Source organism: Kitasatospora sp. NPDC001683 (assembly GCF_053596495.1).
In genome coordinates this window covers 52,511-75,868 of sequence record NZ_JBSFGK010000038.1, presented here as the reverse complement: position 1 = coordinate 75,868, position 23,358 = coordinate 52,511, and the positions used below count along the sequence as shown (strand labels likewise).

The 23,358-nt window shown below is 70.1% G+C and carries 16 protein-coding genes; 1 reads left to right on the top strand and 15 read right to left on the bottom strand.

Annotated features, from left to right (window positions below; genetic code table 11):
* Nucleotides 1-133: 133 nt before the first annotated feature.
* From ACWCYO_RS21405 to ACWCYO_RS21390, 4 genes are all read right to left on the bottom strand, one after another.
* The gene (locus ACWCYO_RS21405) at nt 134-1,132 is read right to left on the bottom strand and encodes a streptomycin biosynthesis protein (protein ID WP_449785109.1); all 999 of its coding nucleotides are present in this window, start codon (nt 1,130-1,132) and stop codon (nt 134-136) included.
* A 522-nt stretch (nt 1,133-1,654) separates the two neighbouring features.
* Entirely contained in the window at nt 1,655-2,263 is a 609-nt protein-coding gene (vanX, locus tag ACWCYO_RS21400) for a D-Ala-D-Ala dipeptidase VanX (protein ID WP_270151411.1), read from the bottom strand.
* 5 nt (nt 2,264-2,268) lie between these two features.
* The gene (gene vanA-Sc / locus ACWCYO_RS21395; protein WP_270149247.1) at nt 2,269-3,309 is read right to left on the bottom strand and encodes a D-alanine--(R)-lactate ligase VanA-Sc; all 1,041 of its coding nucleotides are present in this window, start codon (nt 3,307-3,309) and stop codon (nt 2,269-2,271) included.
* Complete coding sequence (locus tag ACWCYO_RS21390) at nt 3,302-4,291, bottom strand: D-isomer specific 2-hydroxyacid dehydrogenase family protein (protein ID WP_449785108.1); 990 nt, start codon at nt 4,289-4,291, stop codon at nt 3,302-3,304. Before ACWCYO_RS21390 ends, vanA-Sc begins: the two co-directional genes overlap by 8 nt.
* A gap of 127 nt (nt 4,292-4,418) precedes the next feature.
* Here ACWCYO_RS21390 and ACWCYO_RS21385 point away from each other — a divergent pair, with 127 nt between their 5' ends.
* On the top strand, nt 4,419-5,762 hold the full coding sequence (locus ACWCYO_RS21385) for a UDP-N-acetylmuramoyl-tripeptide--D-alanyl-D-alanine ligase (protein ID WP_449785107.1): 1,344 nt from the start codon (nt 4,419-4,421) through the stop codon (nt 5,760-5,762).
* A 13-nt stretch (nt 5,763-5,775) separates the two neighbouring features.
* Here the strand turns inward: ACWCYO_RS21385 and ACWCYO_RS21380 are convergent, their stop codons facing one another.
* The 11 genes from ACWCYO_RS21380 to ACWCYO_RS21330 form a co-directional block, all read right to left on the bottom strand.
* Nucleotides 5,776-6,957 carry a lipid II:glycine glycyltransferase FemX gene (locus tag ACWCYO_RS21380; protein ID WP_449785106.1) on the bottom strand — a complete coding sequence of 394 codons (1,182 nt, stop codon included), beginning with the start codon at nt 6,955-6,957 and terminating at the stop codon, nt 5,776-5,778.
* Nucleotides 6,958-7,044: 87 nt separating this feature from the next.
* Nucleotides 7,045-8,100, bottom strand: coding sequence for an endonuclease/exonuclease/phosphatase family protein (locus ACWCYO_RS21375; RefSeq protein WP_449785105.1), 1,056 nt, complete (start codon nt 8,098-8,100; stop codon nt 7,045-7,047).
* Between the two features lie 107 nt (nt 8,101-8,207).
* Nucleotides 8,208-9,794 (bottom strand): MBL fold metallo-hydrolase, encoded by a 1,587-nt coding sequence (locus ACWCYO_RS21370; RefSeq protein WP_449785104.1) that lies wholly within the window; start codon nt 9,792-9,794, stop codon nt 8,208-8,210.
* A gap of 23 nt (nt 9,795-9,817) precedes the next feature.
* Nucleotides 9,818-11,107, bottom strand: coding sequence for a tryptophan 7-halogenase (locus ACWCYO_RS21365; RefSeq protein ID WP_449785103.1), 1,290 nt, complete (start codon nt 11,105-11,107; stop codon nt 9,818-9,820).
* A gap of 44 nt (nt 11,108-11,151) precedes the next feature.
* Nucleotides 11,152-12,330, bottom strand: a complete 1,179-nt coding sequence (locus ACWCYO_RS21360; protein WP_270149238.1) for a cytochrome P450 — start codon at nt 12,328-12,330, stop codon at nt 11,152-11,154.
* Nucleotides 12,331-12,364: 34 nt separating this feature from the next.
* The gene (locus ACWCYO_RS21355) at nt 12,365-13,831 is read right to left on the bottom strand and encodes a tryptophan halogenase family protein (RefSeq protein ID WP_449785111.1); all 1,467 of its coding nucleotides are present in this window, start codon (nt 13,829-13,831) and stop codon (nt 12,365-12,367) included.
* 73 nt (nt 13,832-13,904) lie between these two features.
* Nucleotides 13,905-15,101 (bottom strand): cytochrome P450, encoded by a 1,197-nt coding sequence (locus ACWCYO_RS21350; protein ID WP_270149236.1) that lies wholly within the window; start codon nt 15,099-15,101, stop codon nt 13,905-13,907.
* Complete coding sequence (locus ACWCYO_RS21345; protein ID WP_270149234.1) at nt 15,091-16,245, bottom strand: cytochrome P450; 1,155 nt, start codon at nt 16,243-16,245, stop codon at nt 15,091-15,093. The genes ACWCYO_RS21350 and ACWCYO_RS21345 overlap by 11 nt, the downstream gene beginning before the upstream one ends.
* Nucleotides 16,246-16,268: 23 nt before the next feature.
* Entirely contained in the window at nt 16,269-17,444 is a 1,176-nt protein-coding gene (locus ACWCYO_RS21340) for a cytochrome P450 (protein ID WP_270149232.1), read from the bottom strand.
* A gap of 111 nt (nt 17,445-17,555) precedes the next feature.
* Nucleotides 17,556-17,765: an MbtH family protein gene (locus ACWCYO_RS21335; protein ID WP_270149230.1), complete on the bottom strand. Its 210-nt coding sequence runs from the start codon at nt 17,763-17,765 to the stop codon at nt 17,556-17,558.
* Nucleotides 17,766-17,781: 16 nt separating this feature from the next.
* Nucleotides 17,782-23,346 carry an amino acid adenylation domain-containing protein gene (locus ACWCYO_RS21330; RefSeq protein WP_449785102.1) on the bottom strand — a complete coding sequence of 1,855 codons (5,565 nt, stop codon included), beginning with the start codon at nt 23,344-23,346 and terminating at the stop codon, nt 17,782-17,784.
* Nucleotides 23,347-23,358: the final 12 nt, after the last annotated feature.

Here is a 23,358-nt window from a genome sequence, read left to right as displayed (position 1 = left end):
CGGTCGCGGTGTCCCCGTCCATCCGTATCGCGCCCGGGTGGGTGTTCTGCACGAAGAAGTCCCACTGCGCCTGGAGCTTTGCCCGCCCGGCGCCAACTGACCGTTTTCGACGCTTGGACGCGGCGACGGCCGACTACGCGGATTCGGCCCCCCTGCGCCCCAGCCGAAGGGCCAGCTCCGACCACATCCCCGCGTACTCGTCGGCCAGGTAGGCCACGATGCCGCTGCAGTGGGGCGGCACGTTGTCGATGATCCGCTGCCACTCCTTCGCGTTGATCGCCTGGAGGTTGAGCAGCCGCAGCAGGGTGCGTCCGGTCTCGCTCAGCCGCAGCGCCGGATCCGCTTTGAGCCGTTGCACGACGACGCTGGGATCCTGCGCCGACGGCCTGCCGGGCACCGCCGCGACGCCGATACCGCGCGGTGGCGCCGAGTCCCTCACCTCCAGGTTCGCGGGTTCCGGCCCCCTGCCCTGCCGACTGGGCAGCGGATCCTCTCCCCGGCGGAGCCGGCTCCTCACATCGCGGGCCGTCTCGGGGGATATGCCGGCCATTCTGGCGATCTGACGTAACGACAGGCCTGGGTTCTCGGTGATGAGTTCTCCGGCGATCCTGCGTCCTGCGGCGGCGTTGATCGGGCGGACCCGGCCGTCCTGGCCGATCCTGCTCTCCTCGGCGGCGGACCCACCCGGAAGCCCCCTGCGCATGTCGGCCACCGTGCCGGGTGCGATGCCGGTGACCGACGCGATCATCCGGTCCGACCACTGTGGATGCGAGGCGATGATCCGCGCGGCCGCCCGTTTGCGGTCGGCCTTCGACAAGGGGAGGCCGTGCTTGGTGTTGGACTCGACCGCCAGCACGAACGCGTCGGCCTCGTTGCCCTCGAAGAAGCTGACGGGGACCCTGTCCTGCCCGCGCAGTTCAGCCGCCCTCACACGATGGAGGCCATCGATGACGCGCATCGTCGGACGGTGCACGAGGATGGGCGGAAGCGGAGACTGCACCGCGGAGAGCGCCTCCACGTGGTCAGGGTCCTCCCCCGAGGTCCGCGGCGAATCGACTGTTGACAGTAAGCTGATCTCCACTTCGACGACCGTCTGCTGATCGATCTGCTCCTGCTCGCGCTCCAACGCCATCTCCCTCATGATCTGATTTCCTGTACACGGCTCTGTGAAAGGCACTCAGAAGATCCCCCGTTGGATCTGGCTTGCGTTCCGTTCTGTAACACGGACCTCCAGTGGAATCCCGGTTCTGCCAGGTCAGGGCCTGGACATGGAAGATCGACAGGCATTCGAGAACCAGTCACCCGAATCTACGTGGAAACCGGGGCCAGGCAGAACGCCGCCTCGCCGCCGACATTCGTGAATCTCGTTGCAATGGCATCGCGCTGAACTAGAGGATCTTGCCCCTGGCAAAGGCCATTCTGCTCCCCGGGACGCCGATCGTAACACCATTGCACCAATCGAGGCACTCGCCTACCGGCGAAGGCCTGGTACCCCAGCCATAGATCGTGATCTTTCCACTCGGGGCCGGCGCGGAGACGGGTGCGGCCACCGTTGATCATCGTGACTCGTGTGGAGCAACGATGAGACGGTGGCCGCAGGGGCACGTGGGCGGTGGACCGGGAGCCGTGAAGATCACGGCCTACAGCTGGAGTACTACGCGATGGGGAAATCGAAATAGGTGTCCGGATAGGGCTCGTCGTCGAGCGTGTAATGCCACCACTCGCATTCGTACGCGCTGAAACCGCAGGTCTCCATGACGGACCGCAGGTGCTGACGGTTCCGCGCTTCGACGGACGTGATCCCTCGTGCGCCGTGGTGCGAGACGGGGTCCATCAGGTCGTGGTCGCCGCCCATGGGGACGAGTTCACCCGTGGCCAGCTCATAGAGCGTGAGGTCGACGGTGCTGCCCCGGCTGTGGCCCGACCTGGCGGCCACGTATCCCTTCTCGAACATCTCGGCCCTGGCGATGTTGGGATAGTGCCGCGACTTCGTCCTGCCGTCCTCCGGCTGCTGCGACCAGAGCAGGAAGCAGTCGACGGCGCGCTGCGGGCGGTAGCCGTCCCAGAGCAGCAGGCCGAACCCCCGTGACGCGGCCAGCTCCTGCGCCCGCTCCAGGGCCGTGCACAGAGCCCTCGTGCCGACGACTCGATTGGCCAGGTATCCGTCCACCGGTTTGCCGGTGAAGTTGTCCCACGTGGCGTACTTGGCATCCCAGCGTATTCCGGACACCACCTCGTCCACGAAGACGAAGCCGTCCATCATCGACTTCATCGGATCTTCCCCGTCAAGGCGAGGGAGACGGCCCTGTCGATGACCTCGGAGAGCGGAATGCCCGCGGCCGCCATCATCCTCGGATAACGGCTGTACGAGGTCATTCCGGGGAAGGTGTTGACCTCGTTGAGGACTGCTCGTCCGTCCTCCTTGAGGAACATGTCCACCCGCGCGAGACCGCTGCACCCCAAGGCGCGGTACACGGCCTTGGCCGCCTCCTGGACGAGCAGCCGTGACTCCTCGGGGATGTCGGCGGGAACGACCGCCACGGAGTTCTCGGAACCGGTCTCGGGGGAGTCTTCCTGATGGATCCTGAAGAATCCGTGCGAGAGCGCGATCCGGTCCACTTCGCCCACGACGAGATCCGACCCGTTCCCGAGGACGGCGCAGCCGATCTCGCTGCCGACGACGGCCTCTTCGATCAGCACCTTCGAGTCGTACTGCCGTGCCGTTTCCACCGCACTCGGAAGTTCCTCTTCCCGGGACACCTTGGTGACGCCGAAGGAGGATCCCGATCGGGCCGGCTTCACGAAGACCGGATAGCTGAGCCGGGCGGGATCGATGGTCTCGTCCGCCGTGACGGTCCAGAAGTCCGGCGTCGCGATCCCGGCGCTCCTGGCGACGACATAGGCAAGGGATTTGTCCATGCACAGAGCGGAACTCTGGACGTCGCAGCCGATGTAGGGGATGCCGGCGAGTTCCAGCAGACCCTGCATCGCGCCGTCCTCGCCGAGCCTGCCGTGCAGCACGGGCAGCACGACGTCCAGACGGATCGTTTCGTAGCACCCCTGCTCCAGAGTGAGCAGTCCGTGCACGTCGCTGCCCGGCGACAGCACGACGGGGCGGCAGTCGCCGTTCTCCCACTCCCCGTCGGGCCCGTCGCAGAGCTTCCAGGCACCGCTCTTCGTGATCCCGACGTAGAAGGGTTCGTACTTCTCGAGATCCAGGTTCCGGGCCACCTCTCGCGCGGACTTGACGGAGACGAAGTGCTCCTCGGAACGGCCCCCGAAGATGATGCCGACCTTCAACCTAGCCATGCTGACTCCTGCTTTCGAATGCCAGGCAGTTGGTGAGAGAGTTCTCCACGGTGTCGCGCAGGGCGTGATCCGTGTAGTAGGCGGTGTGCGGACTGATGAGCGCGTTCGGCAGTTCCTGCAGCCGCAACAGCGCCTTGCTTTCTATGGGTTTGTCCCGGCAGTCGGCGTAGAAGACGCCTTCCTCGCCCTCGACGACGTCCAGCGCCGCGCCGCCCAGCCTGCCGTTCTCCAGCTCCTCCACCAGGGCCTCGGTGTCGATGAGCCCACCACGTCCGGTGTTGACGATCAGCGCGCCGTCCTTCAGCCGCGCCAGGCGTTGCCGATCCAGCAGGTGGTGCGTGGCCCCGGTGAGCGGCACGTGCAGCGTGACCAGGTCGCTGCGCCGCAGCAGTTCATCGAGCGGGACGTGCTCGACAGCGGCACCGGGACGACTCACTGAGCGGTTGTCATGGGCCAGCATGCGGCAACCGAAACCCCGCAGTCGCTCCAGGACCGCCGCGCCGATACGGCCCGTCCCGATCACGCCGACGGTCAGGTCGCGCAGCTCCCTCCCGCGCACGTCACTCAGTCGGTAGTCGTGCGTGTCGGTGCGACGGACGATGGCTTTCGCATCCCGTACCGCCATCAACATGAGCATCAGCGTGTAGTCGGCCACGCTGTCCGGCGAGTAGGAGACGTTCTCGACGAGGATGCCGATGCGGTCCGCGTACGCCGTGTCGATGTGGTTGTACCCGATGCTCCGCGTGGAGATGTAGCCCACGCCGGCTTCACCGAGGGCACGCAACGTGGCACGGGTGACCGGAGTCTTGTGGCCGACGCTGATGCACCGGCTGCCGGAGGCCAGTCCACTGTTGGCCTCGGACACCGGTGCGTCGGTGATGGCCGGCTGCACACCGAAGCGGGGCGCCAGCTCGCGGAACAGAACGGCTTCGTCCGGACCGCACCCGTAGATGGTGATACGGGTCCTTTCGCTGTGGGTCATGCCCCCAGTCAAGGCGGTCTGCCGTATCCGGAGCGTATGTGGTTTTCGATATGCCCGTGATACGTCCGACTCCCTTGACTGGAGGCATGACCTACCCAACACCAGGCACGGCCTCCGGGGAGCCGGCGTGATCCCGCTCAGCCTCGCCGAGATCGCCGGGATCGTCGGCGGAAGGGCCGAGGGCGACAGCTCCGTGACCGTGACCGCGCCGGCCGTGCTCGACAGCCGACAGGCCGAGCCGGGCGGCCTCTTCGTCGCCTTCGCCGGCCGGCACGCCGACGGCCATGACTACGCGGAACAGGCCGGGCGGGCCGGTGCGGTGGTCGTGCTCGGCTCCCGGCCCACGCCGCTGCCCACTGTCGTCGTCGAGGACGTCCAGAGCGCGCTGCAGCTGCTCGCCGCCCATGTCGTGGCCCGGCTACGCGACGGACTGACCGTCGTCGGGGTGACCGGCTCGCAGGGCAAGACCGGCACCAAGGACCTGCTGCGGGCGGTGCTTTCGGGCGCCGGGCCGACGGTCGCCACGGCCGGCTCGTTCAACAACGAGTTCGGTGTGCCGCTCACCATGCTGCGCGCCGAGCCGGCCACCCGGTTCCTCGTCCTGGAGATGGGGGCCCGCCACGTCGGCGACATCGCCAAGCTCACCGGCCTGGTCGCACCCGACATCGCCGTCGTCCTCAACGCCGGCCTGGCCCACCTCGGCGAGTTCGGGTCGCGCGCCGCCATCGCCAGGACCAAGGGCGAACTGGTGCAGGGGCTCGCGCCCGGCGGCACCGCGATCCTCAACGCCGACGATCCCCGGGTGGCCGCGATGCGCGCGCTCACCGACGGTCCGGTTCTGACCTTCGGCCGGGCGGCCCACGCCGACGTACGGGCCCTCGACCTGGCCCTCGACCGGCACGGCCGGCCGTCCTGCACGCTGCGGACCGCCGCCGCCTCGGCTCACGTCACGCTGCCACTCATCGGCGCCCACCAGGCCCTCAACGCTTCGGCTGCCACGGCGGCAGCACTCGCGGCCGGGCTTCCCCTCGACCTGGCCACGGCGGCGCTGACCACCGCCTCGCTGTCGCCGTGGCGGATGGAGTCGCGCGGCCTCGCCTGCGGGGCGACGCTGATCAACGACTCCTACAACGCCAACCCCGACTCGACCCGCGCCGCCCTGGACGCCCTGGCGGCCATCGAGGGCGGGCGCCGCATCGCCGTACTCGGCGAAATGCTCGAGCTCGGCGACGACAGCGTGGAGGAGCACCGCGCCGTCGGGGCGTACGCCGCCGCCCGGGCCGACGTGGTGGCCGCCGTCGGTGCGGGAGCCCGGCCGATCGCCGACGGTGCGGGAGAGCGGTCAGTGGTCCTCGCCGACAACGACGCGGCCGTCGACTGGCTGCGCGACCGCCTCGCCGCCGGTGACGTCGTACTGGTCAAGGCTTCCCGCGGGGTGCGCCTCGACCAAGTCGCCGCCGCGCTCGCGTAGTCGGCGGTGCGGCTCAGCGTCCGCGCCGCCTCATGTAGAGGTCGAAGACCCGGTAGACCACCGGTCGCAGCGGCAGGTCCCACTCGCCGACGTACCTCACCGCCCGGCCGCCGGTGCCGACTTTGAACTGGACCAGGCCGACGTGCGGGTCGTCGGCGTCGAGGGTGGGGGTGATGCCGCGCAGGTCGTAGACGTCGCAGCCGGCCGCGAGCGCGTCGCGGATCATCGCCCACTGGCAGGCGTTGGAGCCGCGCACCTCGCGCTTCGCGGTGGCGGAGGCGCCGTAGGAGTACACCGCGTGGGCCCCGACCCGGACCAGGACGGTGGCGGCGACCAAGTCGCCCTGGTGGTGGGCCAGGTAGAGCGCGATCCGCTCGGGGTCCTCGGCGCGCAGCGCCGCGAACATGGTCTCGAAGTAGCGCAGCGGACGGGGCGTGAAGTGGTCACGCTCGGCGGTGTGGACGTAGAGGTCGTGGAACGCCTTCAGGTCTTCCGGCTCCCCGCCGCCGACCGTGACCTCGACGCCCTCCTTGGCCGCCTTCTTGATGTTGCGGCGCCACAGCTGGTTCATGCCCCTGAACAGCTCGTCCTCGGTCCTGCCTGCCAGCGGGACCACGTACTTGAACTGCGGATGCCCGACCCCGAACCCGTCCTGCGGGTTCTGCGGCAGCCAGCCCGCCTCCTTCAGCCTGCTGCTCACCCGGGCGCCGACCGGGTCGCCGCCCTGCCGCGGCAGATCGGTCAGCCGGCGGATGTCCGGGTCGGCGATGCCCTCCTTGACCTGGGCGGCGCTCCAGCTGTCCGTCTCCACCGGCGGGCCGAGCCGGATCGCGAACGCGCCGTGCTCCTTGAGGTACGCGGCCAGCGGATCGAGCCACGGACCGATCTCACCGCTCCAGTCGATGACCGGACCCTCGGGTAGGTACGCCAGCGTGAAGCGGTCGAGCCGCGGCACCGGGCGGTGCAGGACGAGCCCGGCACCGACCAGGCTCCGACCGTCGAACCAGCCGAGGGACTCGCTGCGCCACTCGGTCTTGACGCGGCCCCACGCCGGGGTCTGCAGGAAGCTGACCGACCGCTGGGCCCGCACGAACGCCAAGTGCTCGGCGGCGCTGATCGGCCTGACGACGAGCTTCCCGGCTGCTGCTGTCCCGGCTGCGGTTCGACGTGGTTCGCTGGAGGAGTTGTAGGACATGTCGCCAGTCAATCTATCGGGGTGTTGCCTGGGTGTATGCGTTTCTCGATACGCTGACGATATGTCACCACCCGGCAACTCACGGCGTTACCAGCTGATTCCGGCCGCCACCGGCCGGTGATCGCTGCCCGTGGCCGGCAACAGCCACGCGCTCTTCGGTTCCACACCGCGGACCAGGATCTGGTCGATCCGCACCACCGGGAACTCCGCCGGCCAGCTGAAGCCGAACCCGTCCCCGGCCACGTCCTGGGCCGACCGCAGCTGCGAGGTGAGGCCGTCGAACGCACGGTCGTCCATGGAGCCGTTGAAGTCACCGAGCACCAGCACCCGCGCACTGCGATCGGCGGCGACCGCCCCGGCGAGCTTCGTCGCGCCGACGTCCCGCGTGTCCGTCCAGAAACCGCCCCTGGGCATCACCCGCACGGAACCCAGGTGCACCACGTACACCGCCAGCGGCCCCTTCTCGGTGGCCACCGTGGTGCGCAGCGCACGAGTCGGCTCCACCGGGACGTCCTCGGGCCGCGGCTTCCCGGCCGACGGGCCGGCCGTGTCCCACAGGACGTCGACCGGCCGGGTGTCGGACAGCGGAAGCTTGCTCCACAGCCCGACCGTGCCCTGCACGGTGTGGTGTGGGTACGCCTTCGCCAGCTCCGTCTCGTACGTGCCCGTGGACCGGTCGGTCAGCTCCTCGAGCGCCAGCACGTCGGCGCCGGAGGCGGCCAGGTCACGGGCGGTGCCGGCCGGATCACGGTTGTCGGCGTTCACGTTGTGGCTGACCACCGTGAGATCGCCGCCCTGGTGGGACTTGTCGCCGAGCAGCCCGCCGAAGAGGGTCAGCCACACGGTGACCGGCAACAGCAGCGCGACGACCGCGGAGGCGGAGCGGCGCCACAGCGCCCCGGCGAGCAGCACCGGGACGAACAGACCGAACCACGGCAGAAAGGTCTCCACCAGACTGCCCAGCCCGGCCCACTCCGGGAGCTGCCCGTGCAGCAGCAGAAGCAGGCCGAGCAGCAGCGCACACGTCGTGAGCACCGGGCCGCGCTTCCACCGGCCCGGCCGGGAGCCGCCCGCGGGCCGGGTTCCTTCGTTGTCGGCCGCCGGGCCGCGCTGCCCGGTCTCGGCCGTGTCCACCTGTGTCATCGTCTGCTCTCCTCGGGACATGCCACAAGAAAAGCCGACCGGACGTTGCCGGCACGTATGCGGTTTTCGACACGCGGACGATATGTGCCGGCGGATAGCCTTTTCGGCTAGGACCAGTGCCATTCGGCCCGGTCGAGCAGATGACCGGACTTGACTCCCTTGCGCGAGCACCATTCCTCGAACTCGGCGATCTGCTGAAGCTGGTAGGAGTCCTCGTTGTAGCTGGTGGCCATCACATGGCCGAGCCAACTCTCCTCGCCCATGGCGTAGATGTACACCTCCTGGGCCCCCAGCTCGGTGACGATCGCGCTCGCCTGCTCCGCGTTGGAGCCGGACAGTTTGCGGGTCTCGCTCATCTTCTTCGGGATCGGCTTGGTGAACAGCGGCTGGTACTTCCAGTTCATCGGCGCACCGTCGCACTCCATGCCGAGGAACGCGATGTCGACCGGTCCGAGATGCCGGCGGACGTAGCGGTAGAGGACCGGATCGAGGCCGGAGGAGTCCGCTCCCACGTAGACGGACTTCCCGCCGAGACGGATCCAGTAGGTCGCCTTGGCGCGGATGTCGAGATCGGCGTGCTCCCCGAAGAACGGAGTGGCGACGATCTTCCCGCCGGGGAAGGCCACCTCGTCGAAGTCGTCCACCTCGATGACGGGGAGCCCGAGGCATTTCAGGAAGAGCGCCGGCGATGGGTCGCACAGATTGCCGCGCGAGCTCCTCGGCACGACGAACGTGCCGACCCGGCCGCGCAGTTGGAGCAGGGTCTCGGACACGAGATGGTCGGAATGCCCGTGCGTGATGAGGACGTAGTCGATGTGGTCGGGCAGGTCGTCATAGGTGTACCGGCCGGTCGCGCTGGTGTCGGCGCTGATGAACGGGTCCGTGAGGATCGACACCTCGGGCGTCTGCAGGAGGAGGCAGGCATGCCCCAGGTAACGGATCCTGGCGCCGGCCGCGACGTGGCGGTCGGCGGCCAGTCCTGGCTCCGCGACCAGCAGGCGGGACAGTTGGGCGGCTTGCGCGTCGCCGAGTTCCAGCGCCTCGCGGAGCGCGGCCAAGGTGGTGGGCCGGATCCTGGAGCGGAACAGCTCCTCGATGCCGGGGTGCCGGAAGGGGATGGCCAGCTCCAGCACGTCGGGCGAGGGCAGCCGTGGGGTGCTCATCACGAACGGCCGCTCGATGCCCGACTCCACCGAGAGCTGAACCGACTGGCGGTCCTGGGCGTAGGCCTTGCTCTGGTAGACGAGCGGCTCCAGGAAGTGCAGCGAGGCCACGTTGCCGGTGTCGTAGGCGACCTCCACCAGGCCCGCCAGTTCGGGGGGCAGCTTCGGGTAGAGCGGCCTGAGGTCGTAGCCGGTCGCCTCCTCCCGGACGATCTCCTCGGCCTCCGCGATCGCCTGGGCGAACCGGATGATGTCCGCGCGGTCGCGCCGGATCGCCGCCAGCAGCGCCTCGACCTCGCCCTTCCGCTCCCCCTCGATGCCGACGAAGAATCCGCCGCGGAACTTCGGATCGCGGCTGCCCGAGAAGTGCCAGTCCGGGGTCTGCAGGTAGGACTCCAGCATCGGGATCTGCCGGAAGGTGAGGTACATGGCGCCGGTCACCGGAGCCAACGTGTACAGCTGGGCGTAGAACCGGTCGACCAATGGCTCGATGATGGTGTCGGACCGGAGAAAGAGCCGTTCCTCAGTCACTTGTGCTCCTCACGATCGAACGGCTACCGGGCTGCGCCGGGCAGCCACTTCATTCCGTCGGGCGAAACCGCCAGCCCGCCCGGGAACACCGGTCCCCCGGGCGCGGGCGCCCCCTCGCCCCGTGCCGCGAGCGCCTCCTCGCCGGACGACACTCCGGCGGCCAGATCCACGAACGACTCCGGTTCGGGGTGCTCGTCGCCGGTCGCCGCGTGGAACGCCGCGAGGAGCTCGGAGAACGCCCCGAACTCGCGGCGGTACCGCGCCTCGAACTCCGTCAGGGTGGTCTCCTCGTCCAGATCGCCCGCGAGGACGGTGTTGATCGAACGGGCGGCCAGCAGGGCGCTGTAGGTCGCGAGATGGACGCCGCTGGAGAACAGCGGGTCGACGGAACACGCGGCGTCCCCCACCAGGATCATCCCCGGACGCCAGAACGTCGTCCGGTGGTAGGCGTAGTCCTCGCGGACTCGCAACTTCCCGTACTTGCCGGCCGTCACCCGCATCCCCTCCGAGAGCAGATCCGAGATGGTCGGGCATTCGGCGATCAGGGCCTTGAACGCCTCCTCCCGGTCGTCCTGGAGCTTCACGGCCATCTCCCCGCGCACCACCGCACCCACGCTGGTGAGCCCGCCGAACAGCGGGACGTACCAGAACCAGCCCTTGTCGAAGCTCACGCTCAGCGTGTCACCCGAACGCGGCTCCGGCAGCCGCTTGCAGCCGTTCCCGAAGTAGCCGGCCAGCGCCAGACCGCGGAAGGACTCCGCGTGGTCGCGAGTGCCGCCGACGCTGGAGGACAGCGGGCTCGCATGGCCTGACGCGTCGATCACGAAACGCGCGCCGACCTCGTGCTCGCCGCCGTCAGCGTCGAGGTACCGCAGGCCGGTGACCCGGTCGCCCTCCTCGACCACCCCGGTGACCGAGCAGCCTTCACGAACCACCACGCCCTTGCGCTTGGCGTTGTTCAGCAGGATCTCGTCGAACCGCGCCCGATCCGCCTGGTAGGCGAACGACGTCGAGCCGGTCAGTCGCGATGACGCCTCGAAGGAGAAGGACCACGGCTCCGGCCGAGCGCCCCACTGGAACGTCGCACCCCGCTTCACCGGAAAGTCCGTCTCCGCCAGTTCGTCCGTGACGCCGAGCATCCGACACACCCCGTGAACGGTGGACGGGAGCAAGGACTCACCGACCTGGTAACGCGGAAACACCTCTTTCTCCACCAGGAGCACCCGGTGGCCCTGCATGGCCACCAGGGAGGCCGCGGTCGAACCCGCCGGCCCACCCCCCGCCACCACCACGTCGAACGCTTCCGCCGACATCTCCCACCGTCCCTCGATCGATCGCTGATCCGTCGTGGCGTCCGCTACCAGGTGACCGGCAACCGGTCCGGGCTGTCTATGAACGCATTGCGGAACTCCACTTCCTCGGCCGGCACGGCCAGGCTCAGTCCGGGGAACCGTCGCCACAGTGCCTGATAGGCGATGCGGAGCACCGCCCTTGCCACCGCGGCGCCCACGCAGTGATGGATGCCGTGCCCGAATCCGACGTGCGGGAGCTGTTCGCGGTTCGCGTCGAGGAGATGGGGATCCGGCGTCAACCCCTCGTCCCGGTTGGCCATGAGGATCGAGCAGAGGACGTACTCCCCCGCCCTGATCAGCTGCCCGCCGACGACGACGTCCCTGACGGCCATGCGCGGAGTCGGCTGCTGCACGGCCGAAAGGAAGCGCAGCAGTTCGTTCACCACGCGGTCGGCCTCCTCGCGGGAGGCGAAGAGCAGCCGCCTCTGGTCGGGATGGTCGAGCAGCGCGAGGACCCCGAAGCCGATCATCCCGGCGACGCTCTCGACGCCGCCGAGGATCAGCGCCGTACAGACGCCCCTCAACTCCTCGTCGCTGATCCGCTCGCCGTGCTCACGCACCAGCGTGCCGAGGAACCCCTCGTCGGGCGCCTTCCGCTGCCGGGTGATGAGAGCGTTCAGGTACCGGTTGAACGCCGCGCTGTCCGCCGCCCGGGCCTTGTACCCGCGGCTGAGGTCGACGTTCTGCCTGACGCGGCGGATGAACTCGCTCCGATCGTCGCGCGGGACCCCGAGCAGCTCGCACAGGGCCTCGCCGCCGACCGGGTCGGCGAACAGCACCTGGAGGTCCGCGGGCGGTCCCGCGGCCTCCATCGCGTCGAGGTGCTCCTCGATGATGCCCTCGATCGCGGGCTCGAGCCGGCGGATCCGTCGGACCGTGAACTCGGGCGTCAACATCCGCCGCAGCCGCGTGTGTTCGGGCGGATCGTAGATCGAGATCTGTCCGGCCAGCTCCGGCGGGACCGGCACCCCTTCGCCGCTGAGCGGTTGTGCCTCGGTCAGCCGGAGCCGCGTCGTGAAGTTCTCGTGATCACCGAGGATCTCGCGCACCACGTCGTAGCCCATGGCTTGCCAGACGTAGTCCGTGCTCATCTGATCGGACGCGTTCCCCTCGATCCGGATCAGCGGGCCGTGCGCCCTGAGGGCGAACATGTCCTCGTGCGGATCGTAGAGCGTCCTCCTCATGTAGTTCGCCGTCGGTCGCACGATCGGCGCGGCCTCATCCACGGTAGGGCATCCACTTCATCCCGTCGGGCGAGGTCACCAGCCCGCCCGGGAACACCGGCTCCTCGGGCGCGGCGTCCTCACCGAGCACCGCTCGCATCTGGACCTGGCCGCCCTCCTGCATCACCTGCTTGACCACGTGCGACGTGAACATCGGCACCATGTCCCCGCCACCGCCGGCGGCCATGTCGTCGACGGCCGCGGCGAACTCGGCGCTGTGCTCGGCGATCCTGGACGCGAGCGCCGCCTCGCCGGACGACACCCCGCCGACCAGGTCCACGAACGATTCCAGCTCCGTGTGCTTGTTGTTCGTGACCTTCTTGGCGTGCCAGAAGTACGACTCCTCGTTCACGTTCATCTCGTAGAACGACACGAGGAACTCGTAGAACACCCCGTATTCGCGGCGGTACCGGGCCTCGAACTCGTCCAGGGCGGTCTTCTCGTCCAGGTCGCCCGCGAGAACGCTGTTGATCGAACGGGCCGCGAGCAGGGCGCTGTAGGTCGCCAGGTGAACGCCGGAGGAGAATACCGGGTCGACGAAACACGCGGCGTCGCCCACGAGGATCATTCCCGGGCGCCAGAACGTCGTCTGGCGGTAGGAGTAGTCCTTGCGCACCCTCAGTTCCCCGTAGTCCCCGGTCGTCACCCGACGCGCGTCCGACAGGTATTCCGAGATCAGCGGACATTCGGCGATCAGGGCCTCGTAGGCCGCTTCCCGGTCCCCCTGGACCTTCTCGGCCATTTCCCTGCGGACTACCGCGCCGACGCTGGTGAGCGTATCGCTCAGCGGAATGTACCAGAACCAGCCGCTGTCGAAGGCGACGCTCAGGATGTTTCCCGAATAGGGCTCCGGGAGCCGTTTGCCGTTCTCGAAGTAGCCGAACAGCGCCAGGCTCCGGAAGAACTCCGAGTAGTCGCGAGTGCCGCCGACGCTGGAGAACAGCCGGCTCTTGTTGCCCGACGCGTCGATCACGAAACGCGCGCTGACCTCGTGCTCTCCGCCGTCAGGGTCGAGATAGCGCAGGCCGGTGACCCGGTCGTCCTCCTCCACGACTCCGGTGACCGAGCATCCCTCACGGACCGTCACACCCTTGCGCTTGGCGTTGTTCAGCAATATCTCGTCGAAGCGCGCCCGCTCCACCTGATAGGCGAACGAGGTCGGCCCGGTCATCCGCGGGGACACCGCGAAGGAGAACGTCCACGGTTCCGGCCTGGCCCCCCACCGGAAAGTACCGCCGCGCTTCACCGGGAAATTCGCCGCCGCGAGTTCCTCGGTGACGCCGAGCATCCGGCACACTCCGTGAACGGTGGACGGAAGCAACGACTCACCGATCTGGTACCGCGGGAAAACCTCTTTCTCCAGCAGGAGCACCCGGTGGCCCTGCATTGCCACCAGGGAGGCCACGGTCGAGCCCGCCGGCCCGCCACCCGCAACCACCACGTCGAACGTTTCCACCGACATCTCCCACCATCCCTCAATTGAGTTCTTTGCGATTGTCCAGCCCGATGGATCGCCGCTCAAGCCGTCCATCCGGTCACCACTCGACCATCAGACTGCTGAGTCCGTATGCAGGGGTGCTCAGCCGGAACGCGGTCGCCCCGGCGGGATCCGCCAGCCGCAGCCCGGGAAAGCGTCGCCAGAGCGCGGTGTAGGCGATGCGCAGTTCGAGACGGGCGAGCGCGGCTCCCAGGCAGTGGTGCACACCGTGCCCGAACGCGACATGAGGGACGGGTTCCCGGGTGACGTCGAGGCGATCCGGGTCCGGCAGCAGGGCGGGGTCGCGGTTGGCCGTCGGGAGAGAACAGAGGACCGTCTCCCCTGCCCTGATCACCTGGTCGCCGACGACGGTGTCCTCGATGGCGGTTCGGGGCGTCGGAGCATAGGGGACCGTCAGGTACCGGATCAGCTCGTCGACCGCCCGGTCCGCCGACTGGGTGTCACCCCGCAGCGCGGCGATCTGCTCGGGGTTCCGCAGCAGCGCCAGCACGCCCAGGCCGATCATGCCGGAGATGTTGTCGTCTCCGGCCAGCATCATCTGTACGCAGACGCCCCTCAGCTCCTCATCGGTCACCGAGTCGCCGTGTTCGGCGGCGACCGTACCGACGAGCCCGTCGCCGGGATCCTTCCGTTCCCTGGCGACCATGGTCACGAGGTAGCGGGAGAACGCCTCGCCGGCGGCCGCCCGCCTCCGATCGCTGAGCGAAGCGTCGAGATGTCGGTGGCAGAGTTGGAGGAACCTGTCGCGGTCGTCCCGCGGTACCCCGAGCAGCTCGCACAGCACGGGGCCGGGTACCTGGTCGGCGAACATCCCGATCAGGTCCGCGGGGGCCCCCTCCCGCTCCATCGCGTCGAGGCGTTCCGTCACGATCTGTTCGATGTACGGGGCCAGCCGCCGGATCTGACGTTGGGTGAACCCCGGGGCCAGCAGACGCCGGAGCCGGGTGTGCTCCGGCGGGTCGTAGTCCATCAGGTTGCCGACCAGCTCACGCGGCCGGAAGACGCCCTTCCCGCCGATCTCGTCGTTCCGGTCGAAACGCCGGCGCGTACTGAACCGGGTGTGATCGCCGAGGACTTGCCGGACGACCGCGTGCCCGGCGGCCAGCCAGGTGGTCGTCGCCTCCGCTCCGGATCCGATCGTGATCCTGGTGAGCGTTCCGGCGGCGCGCAGCTCGTCGGCCGGGTCGAAGCCCTGCCGACGCGTGTGTATCGGGGGCCTGTCGTCACCACTCAAGAGGAAGCTCCTCCACGGCGAAGGGCTCGGGCCGGCCCGGCTTGAACCGCAGGTCCTCCTCGGGAACGGCGAGCCGCAGCGACGGGAACCGGCGGAGCACCGCCGGCAGGGCGACCTGCAGCTGGAGCCTGGCCAGCGGTGCCCCGAGACAATGGTGGATTCCGTGTCCGAACGCCAGGTGCTTCGGGTTCTCACGGGTGATGTCGAAGCGGTCGCCCCGCGGACGGTTGACCGCCATCGTGGAGCAGGTCAGGACGTCTCCGGCCCGGATGTCGCGTCCGGCGACGCGCACGTCCGTGAGCGCGACCCGAGGGGTCGGGGCCTCGATGATCGAAGCATGCCGCAGCAGCTCCTCGATCGCGCCGTCCACGAGTTCGGGACGTTCGCGGAGCAGCGCCGCCTGGTCGGGATGGGTCACGAACAGGAGCACCGCGACCGCCAGTTGGGAGGCCATCTGCTCAGCTGCCATGACCAGGTTGCCCTCGGCGAGCCCGGCCAGTTCCTCGTCGCCGACCTCCGCCCCGTGCTCGCGCACGATGACACCGATCAGTCCCTCGCCGGGATCGCGGCGCTTGCGGGCCACGAGCTTCTTCGTGTACTCGACGACGCCCATCCCCGCAGAGGTCCGCTGCCGGGGGAGCCTGCTTCCCCTGCTCTCCCGGATCATCCGCGACAGCTCGGCCTGGTCGTCACGGGGGACGTCGAGGAACTCGCAGGCGATGAGCGCCGGGATGGGCCAGGCCGCGTACCTGACGAAGTCGACCGGCGACCCCACGTTCTCCAGATCGTCCAGGCATTCCTCGACGATTTCCTCGACCCGCGGCCGCAGCCGTTCCATCCGCCGGACCGAGTAGGCCGGGGCCACGGTCCTGCGCAACCGGGTGTGGTCCGGCGGGTCGTACGCCTGCAGGATTCCCGGCAGCTCGGCCCGTTCGGCCGCGTCGTCGGCCGGGCGCATGGAGCTGAACCGCTCGGGATCGCCGAGGATCTCCCGGACCTCGTCGTACCCGGTGACCAGCCATTGCTTGCGGCCGCCCATTCCGGGCTGGGTGTCGTACTCGTGCAGCGGCCCCTCGTCCATCAGGCCGTGGAGCTCCGGCACGGGATCGAGCCGGTGCCGCTGGTGCGGCAGGGGAAGTGCCATCGGTCCTCCCTGGGTTTCCGGTGCTACCAGTCGAGCAGCAGGGCTTCCACGTCGAACGGCGGCGGCCCCAAGGTGATCTCGCGGTGCGGTTCGGCCAGCCGCAGGGTGGGGAAGCGGTGCGCCAGCGCCGGAATCGCGACCCGGAACATCAGCTCGGCCAGAGCTCTGCCGAGGCAGTGGTGGATGCCGTACCCGAACGCCAGGTGTTCCGGCCGAGCACGGGTGATGTCGAACTCGTCGTCCGCGCCCGGGTAGTTCCGGCGGTTGGCGGCCAGCAGGGAACAGGTGACGGTGTCGCCGGCCTTGACGAGGTGGTCCCCGATGCGCACGTCCCGCGTCGCGACCCGTGGATGGGTCTTCTCGTCGGTCGTGAGGTACCGGATCACCTCGTCCAGCCAACCCGGTACGGTGTCGGGCTTCTCCCGTAGCACGGCGAACTGCTCGGGCGCTTCGACCATCAGCCACGCGCCCGCCGCGAGCAGACGGGCCACCTGGTCGGCGCCCGCGCCCATGACGAACGCGGCCACCCCGGTCAACTCGGCGTCCGTGATGGCGTCACCGTGTTCGCGCACCACGACGCCGAACATGTCGTCGCCGGGATCGCGGCGCGAGTTGGCGACGTGCTGCTTCATGTAGGTCATGAACTTGTTCCCCGCGGCGGTGCGCCTCCTGCCCGACCGGTCGGTCCGGCTGGCGAGCAGGACCCGGGCCAGATCCGCCTGGTCGTCCCGGGGAATGCCGAGGAAGTCGCAGGTCGCCGGTGTCGCCACGGCCCATCCGAAGTGCGGGACGAAGTCCACCGGGCCGCCGAGTGCCTCGATGGTGTCCAGGCTGTCCTGGACGATCTGCTCGACCTGCGGCCGGAACGCCTGCATCCGGCGGACGGAGAACGCGGGAGTCATCATCCGCCGGAGCCGCGTGTGCTCCGGCGGGTCGTACTGGGTGAGGAAGCCGGGCCAGATGAAGCCGGCCGCGGTCCCGCCGTAGAGCAGGCGCGCGCTGAACCTGTCCGAGCCGAGGACCTGCCGGACCTCCTTGATCCCGGTGGCGAGCCACGCGGTCCGCCCCTCGGCGGAGTCCTCGGTTCCCAGGACGGTCAGGTCGCCCTCGCTCATCAGGGCGTGGAGCTCGGGCAGCGGATCGAACCGGTTCCTCCGGTGCAACTGCGTCGCCCGGAGGACGTTGATCTTCTCGAACATGCCGCGGGTCCTTTCGTCTCATCCGGCCGGTGTGCACGGGATGAGGGTCTCGGGGCGGTCGGACGAGCGTCGAGCTCGTCCAACCGCCCACATTGAGCGGCTGGACACCGCTCAGCCGTCGATTTCCGCGATCAGGCTCTTCGGCCGGAGGTCGGTCCAGTTCTCCTCGACATAGGCGAGGCAGTCCTGGCGGGTGGCCTCGCCGTGGACGGGGGTCCAGCCGGCCGGCACCTCGGCGAAGGCGGGCCACAGGGAGTGCTGGCCCTCGTCGTTGACGAGCACGAAGAAGGAGCCGTCCTCGTTGTCGAAGGGGTTGGTCATGGTGGTGTCCTTTCCGCTACGGCCGCGGCCGGAGCTTCTCGGCGACGATGGCCCCGATCCGGGCCAGCGACGCGGGCTGCATCATCTCGTTGTGGTCGGCGGGGATCTCGTGGTGCTCCACGGTCCCGCTGGTCAGGGGCTGCCAACTGGCGATCGCCCAGTCGACGGGCATGTGCGGCGGGCGGTCCCGCGAAGCGATGAACAGCAGGATGTCGCCGGCGAAACTCGGGGCGTCGTGCCTCGGCCCGACCTCGGCGAGGTTCCGCATCACCTCTTCCAGGCGTGCCCGAGCCCCGTCTCCCCTGACCAGTCCGGCGGCGAGGTCCATCTGCTGTTCCTTCAGCTTGTCGACGGTCTCCTGGGCAGGCCCGTCGCCGCGCGCCTTCTTCCCCATGTAGGTGGGGTAGGCGTCGAGCAGCGCGAGCATGCCGACCCGCTCGCCCTCGGCCTCGAGCAGCGCGGCCATCGTCTGCGCGATCCGCCCGCCGAGGGACCAGCCGAGCAGGTGGTACGGCCCGGTCGGCTGCACGGTGCGGATCTGCGAGACGTAGTCGGCCGCCATCTCGTCGACGCCGCCGGGCAGGGCTTCGCTGCGGGCCAGGCCGCGCGCCTGGATTCCGTAGACCGGCTGGTTCGCCGGGAGCTCCCGCAGCAGCGGTCCGTAGTTCCAGCTCAGGCCGCCGCTCGCGTGGACGCAGAACAGCGGCGGACGGTCGCCGCCGGGGCGCAGCGGCAGCAGGACCTCGAAGTCGCCCGTGGCGGTCTTCACCGTGCCGCTGGACCGCCGCCGCTCGCCCAGGAGGGTCAGGGTTCCGGCCGCGGACCAGCGGGCGAGCGAGCCGGTGCGCAGCATGCGCCGCCCCTCGGTCCCGAACGGGCAGGCCAGGCTCTGCTCGGCCGGGACCGCGTCGGCCGCGGGGCCGGTGACGTAGAGATCGCCGACGGCTCCGGGCGCGACGGGGCGCAGCAGTTCGTCGAGCACGAGCGCGCCGAGCGGGCCGTCCTGGGCCAGGTCGGCCACTGCCGGGGGCACGGATCCGGTCCACACGGCCGGGGCCTCGGCCGGACGCTCGCGTTCGACGTCGTCCAGCAGGATGTCCAGGTCGCTGACGCGCCGGTGGGGGTCCTCCGCCACCTGTTCCAGGACGCGGATCAGCCGTCGTGCCAGCGATTCGGCCGTGGCCCCGTCGAACAGGTCGGTGGCGTAGCGGAGGTCGCCGTCGATGCCGGCGCCGTGGTCGCCCTCGTCGCGGTGCTCGGTGAGCTTGAACGCGAGGTCCAGCTCGATGGCCTCGGGCCGGCCGGGTTCGACACTGGTGCGCAGGGCCGGCAGTTCCGTCGCGGCCCACGCGCCGGCGTCCTCCTCGGCCACCTCCAGGCCGACCTGGAACACCGGGTGGCGGGAGAGCGAAGCGGGCAGGTCCAGCAGATCGACGATCCGCTCGAAGGGGACGTCCAGGTGCTGGCGGGCGTCCCGGACGGTCTCCTGCACCCGGGTGAGGACCTCCAGGAAGGTCGGGTCGCCCGCGACGTCGGTGCGCAGGGGGAACGGCCGGGCGAACGGCCCGATCATCGGCTCGAGGTCGATGAGGTCCTCGTCCCGCGGCAGCGTCGTGCCGATCACGAGGTCGTCGCCCGCGCCGTACCGGGTCAGCAGCATGGCGAGCGCGGCGTGCACCAACTGGTGGGCGTCCGCGCCGGACGGGTCCACGGCCGCCAGCAGCCGGGCGTGCGCGGCGCCGTCCAGCCGCAGCGCGATCGTGCCGGCCCGTCGCGACGGGACGGCCGGGCGCGGACGGTCGAAGGGGAGGACCGTGTCCCCGTCGATGCCGGCGAGGTGGTCCCGCCAGAAGGACATCTGGTCGTTGATCAGGCTCTCCTGCTCGCGCTCGCCCTCGAGCAGCCGTTGCTCCCAGATCGCGTAGTCGGCGAACTGCAGGGTCAGTGGCGCGCGCTCCGGGACCCGGCCCGCCCGCCGCGCGCCGTACGCGGCCGCCAGGTCGCGGAAGTACACGTCCAGCGAGTCGTCGTCGGCGGCGATCCGGTGCACCGTCAGCGCCAGTACGTGCTCGCGCTCCGCGACCGCGAAGAGGTCGCAGCGCCACGGCAGGTCACGGGTGAGGTCGAAGGGCCGCTCGGCCCGCTCGGCGAGCAGCCCGGGAAGTTCCTCCTCGGCGGCCGGAATCGGCGTCAGCCGAACCGCCGCGGAGTCATGGACGTGCTGGTGGACGGTCGTGGCCCGGCCGGGGAAGGTCGTCCGGAGGATCTCGTGCCGGGACGCGACGTCACCGAGCGCCGCCTCCAGTGCGGGCACGTCCAGACGGCCGCGCACGCGCAATGCGACCGAGGTGTGCAGGCCCGCGGTCGTCTCTCCGGGACGGGCCAGCAGCCAGGCGCGGAGCTGCCGGGCGGTGAGGGGCACCTGCTCCGGCCTGGTGGCGGCCTCCAGCGCGGGACGTGACTTCGCTGCCAGCGCGCGGGCGATGCCCGCGGGCGTGGGCGAGGAGAACAGCTGCCGGATGGGCAGGTCCGCGCCGATCTCCTCGCGGATCCGCGCGATGAGCCGCATGGCCAGCGCCGAGCTGCCGCCCAGGTCGTGGAAGGCGTCGTCGACGCCCACCCGCTCGAGGCCGAGGATCTCGGCGAACAGCGCGCACAGCACCTTCTCGGTCTCGCTCTCGGGGGCCTTCGCCGAAGCGCGTTCCGCGAAGTCGGGGGCGGGCAGGGCCCCGCGGTCCACCTTTCCGTTCGGAGTGACGGGCAGGCCCGGACGCAGGACGATCGCCACGGGGACCATGTAGGAGGGCAGGACGAGGCTCATCCGCCGCCGCATCTCCTCCACGTCGGCCTGGTTTCCGTCGGTGACGACGTAGCCCACCAGCCGCCGCTCGCCGGGCTCGTCCTCGCGCGCCACGGCGACCGCCTCGGTCACGCCCGGCTGGGCCGCCAGCACGGCCTCCACCTCGGCCAGCTCCACCCGGAAGCCCCGGATCTTCACCTGGTCATCGGCCCGCCCGACGAACACCGCCTCTCCGTCGCGGTTCCAGCGCGCCAGGTCGCCGGTTCGGTACATCCGCTCACCGGCGCGGAACGGGCACGCGACGAACCGCTCGGCCGTCAGGTCCGGCCTGCCGAGGTACCCGCGGGCCAGGCCGGTGCCGGCGATGTACAGCTCGCCGGTGATCCCCGGCGCGACCGGCCGCAGGAAGGCGTCGAGGACGTATATCCCGCGGTTCGCCATGGGGTGACCGATCGGCAGCTCGCTCCCGAGCACGTCACCGGGCTCGATCGGCTTCCACGTCGCGCACAGGGTGGTCTCGGTCGGCCCGTAGGTGTTCCGCACCCGCAGGCCGGGCTGGGCCCGCCGCAGGTTCTCCACCGCGTAGGCGGGGACGACGTCCCCACCGGTGCCGACCTCGATCAAGCCCGTGAAGCATTCCGGTGCCGCCTCCGCGAGGGCGCGGAAGGTTCCGGCGGTGAGGTGGACGGAGGTCGCGCCCCGTTCGACGGCCCGGCGCACCCCGCCGGCGTCCACCACTCCCGGCTCGGCGAGCAGGATCCGGCCGCCCGTGGCGAGCGGCACCCACATCTCGTAGACCGAGGCGTCGAAGACGTGCGTCGCGTGCATCAGCACGCCGTCCGCGGGACCGATCCGCCAGCCCGGGTCGCCCGCCAGACCGGCCACCGCGCCGTGGGTGACGGCCACGCCCTTCGGGACGCCGGTGGATCCGGACGTGTACATCACGTACGCCAGGTCGTCGGCGCGGACCCGGATCTCCGGAGCGGTGGCGGCCTGGTCGGCGACGGCCGCGCGGGTCTCCGGCGCGTCGAGGACGATGGCGTTCTCCGGCGCGACCGCGCTGGTCGCGGTCGTGCACACGACGGTCGCGACCCGGGGGTCGGCGAGTACGAGCGCGATCCGCTCGGCCGGGCTCCCCGCGTCGACCGGGACGAACGCGGCGCCCGCCTTCCAGATCGCCAGGAACGTGATCAGCAGGTCGGCGGACCTGTCCATGGCCACTCCGACCAGGGCACCGCGCCGGACGCCGCGCTCGGTGAGGTGTCCGGCCAGCCGGTTCGACGCCCGGTCGAGCTCGGCGTAGGTCAGGTTCGTACCGCTCGCATCGGTGATCGCCACCGCGTGGGGTGCGGCGGCGACCCGCCGCCCGAACAGCTCGACCATGGACTCCCCGGGCACCGGGCCCGTGGTCGCGTTCCAGTCGTCCACCACCACGGCGCGCTCGGCGACGCTCAGCAGGGTCAGCCGGCCGACCAGGACGTCGGGCTCGGCGACCAGCTGTTCCACCACCCGGACGAACGCGCCCAGGACGGATTCGGCGACCTCCCGGTCGAACAGACCCCGGTCGTAGTTGAGGATGACCGGCATCCGCTCGCCCGGCCCGGTGACCAGGGTGAACGGGTAGTGCGAGGAGTCGCGTCCCTTCCGCACGGGGCGCATGTCCAGGCCGTCGTGCTCCGACCGGTCGAGTCCGGTGCGGGGGAAGTTCTCGTAGATGACGAGGGTGTCGAAGACCGCTCCGGGTCCGGCGGCGGCCTGCGCCTCCTGCAGGCCGAGGTGCTGGTGGGGCATCAGCGCCGACTGGTTCCGCTGCAGCTCGGCGAGCGATTCGACGAACCGCCGCCCGCCGTCGAGCCGGACGCGCACCGGCAGGGTGCCGAGCAGCATGCCGACCATCGTCTCCACGCCGGCCAGCTCGGCCGGCCGTCCCGAGACGGTCGCGCCGAACACCACGTCGGTGCGGCCCGCCAGCTGTGCCAGCACGACGGCCCACACGCCCTGGACGACGGTGTTCAGCGTGAGCCCGTGGCCGCGGGCCAGCTGCGCCAGCTCGTTCGTCAGCTCCGGGGAGAGCTCGGCCAGCACCGTGTCGATGTCCGGGACTCGGCTCGGATCGGCCGGGACGACCGTGGAGGGGGTGTCCAGGCCGGCGAGCTCCTTCCGCCAGGCGGCCCGGGCCGCCTCCTTGTCCTGGCGGCCCAGCCAGGAGAGGTAGTCGCGGTAGGAGGTCGTCGCCGGCAGCCCGGACGGGTCCCCGCCCGCCGCGTAGATCGCGGAGAGCTCGCGGTGGATGATCGGCATCGACCAGCCGTCGGCCAGTACGTGATGAAGGGTGTGCACGAGCCGGTGGCTCTCCGGGCCGAGCCGGATCAGGTGCAGCTTCATCAGCGGGGCCGTCTCCAGCCGGAAGCGCTCGGCCAGCTCCTCCTCCGCCAGCCGCCCCACCTCACCGTCGGCCTGGTCGTCCGGGAGTCCGGACAGGTCCGTCTCACGCCACGGGAGTTCGACGTCACGTAGGACGACCTGCACCATCTGCGCGCCGCTGACGTACCGGAAGCAGACCCGCAGCGCGGCGTGCCGGTCCAGGAGCGCCTGCCAGGACGCCCTCAGACGCTCGGGGTCCAGCGGTCCCTCGATGCCGTAGACGGACTGCACGGTGTAGGTGTCCGGACCGTCCTTGTCGAGAGCGGTGTGGTAGAGCATCCCCTCCTGCAGCGGCGACAGGGGCCAGACGTCTTCCACACCGGAGCGCGGCTTCGCACGAGTGTTGTCAACGGTCATGATCTGCTCCTT

What these genes read in the sequence shown, in the direction of transcription:
- ACWCYO_RS21355 (WP_449785111.1), bottom strand. Translation starts at nt 13,831, where the DNA reads ATGTCGGTGGAAACGTTCGACGTGGTGGTTGCGGGTGGCGGGCCGGCG.
- ACWCYO_RS21360 (WP_270149238.1), bottom strand. Translation starts at nt 12,330, where the DNA reads ATGAGGAGGACGCTCTACGATCCGCACGAGGACATGTTCGCCCTCAGG.
- ACWCYO_RS21390 (WP_449785108.1), bottom strand. Translation starts at nt 4,291, where the DNA reads ATGACCCACAGCGAAAGGACCCGTATCACCATCTACGGGTGCGGTCCG.
- ACWCYO_RS21340 (WP_270149232.1), bottom strand. Translation starts at nt 17,444, where the DNA reads ATGTTCGAGAAGATCAACGTCCTCCGGGCGACGCAGTTGCACCGGAGG.
- ACWCYO_RS21375 (WP_449785105.1), bottom strand. Translation starts at nt 8,100, where the DNA reads ATGACACAGGTGGACACGGCCGAGACCGGGCAGCGCGGCCCGGCGGCC.
- vanA-Sc (WP_270149247.1), bottom strand. Translation starts at nt 3,309, where the DNA reads ATGGCTAGGTTGAAGGTCGGCATCATCTTCGGGGGCCGTTCCGAGGAG.
- ACWCYO_RS21335 (WP_270149230.1), bottom strand. Translation starts at nt 17,765, where the DNA reads ATGACCAACCCCTTCGACAACGAGGACGGCTCCTTCTTCGTGCTCGTC.
- ACWCYO_RS21380 (WP_449785106.1), bottom strand. Translation starts at nt 6,957, where the DNA reads ATGTCCTACAACTCCTCCAGCGAACCACGTCGAACCGCAGCCGGGACA.
- ACWCYO_RS21365 (WP_449785103.1), bottom strand. Translation starts at nt 11,107, where the DNA reads ATGTCGGCGGAAGCGTTCGACGTGGTGGTGGCGGGGGGTGGGCCGGCG.
- ACWCYO_RS21405 (WP_449785109.1), bottom strand. Translation starts at nt 1,132, where the DNA reads ATGGCGTTGGAGCGCGAGCAGGAGCAGATCGATCAGCAGACGGTCGTC.
- vanX (WP_270151411.1), bottom strand. Translation starts at nt 2,263, where the DNA reads ATGATGGACGGCTTCGTCTTCGTGGACGAGGTGGTGTCCGGAATACGC.
- ACWCYO_RS21345 (WP_270149234.1), bottom strand. Translation starts at nt 16,245, where the DNA reads ATGGCACTTCCCCTGCCGCACCAGCGGCACCGGCTCGATCCCGTGCCG.
- ACWCYO_RS21330 (WP_449785102.1), bottom strand. Translation starts at nt 23,346, where the DNA reads ATGACCGTTGACAACACTCGTGCGAAGCCGCGCTCCGGTGTGGAAGAC.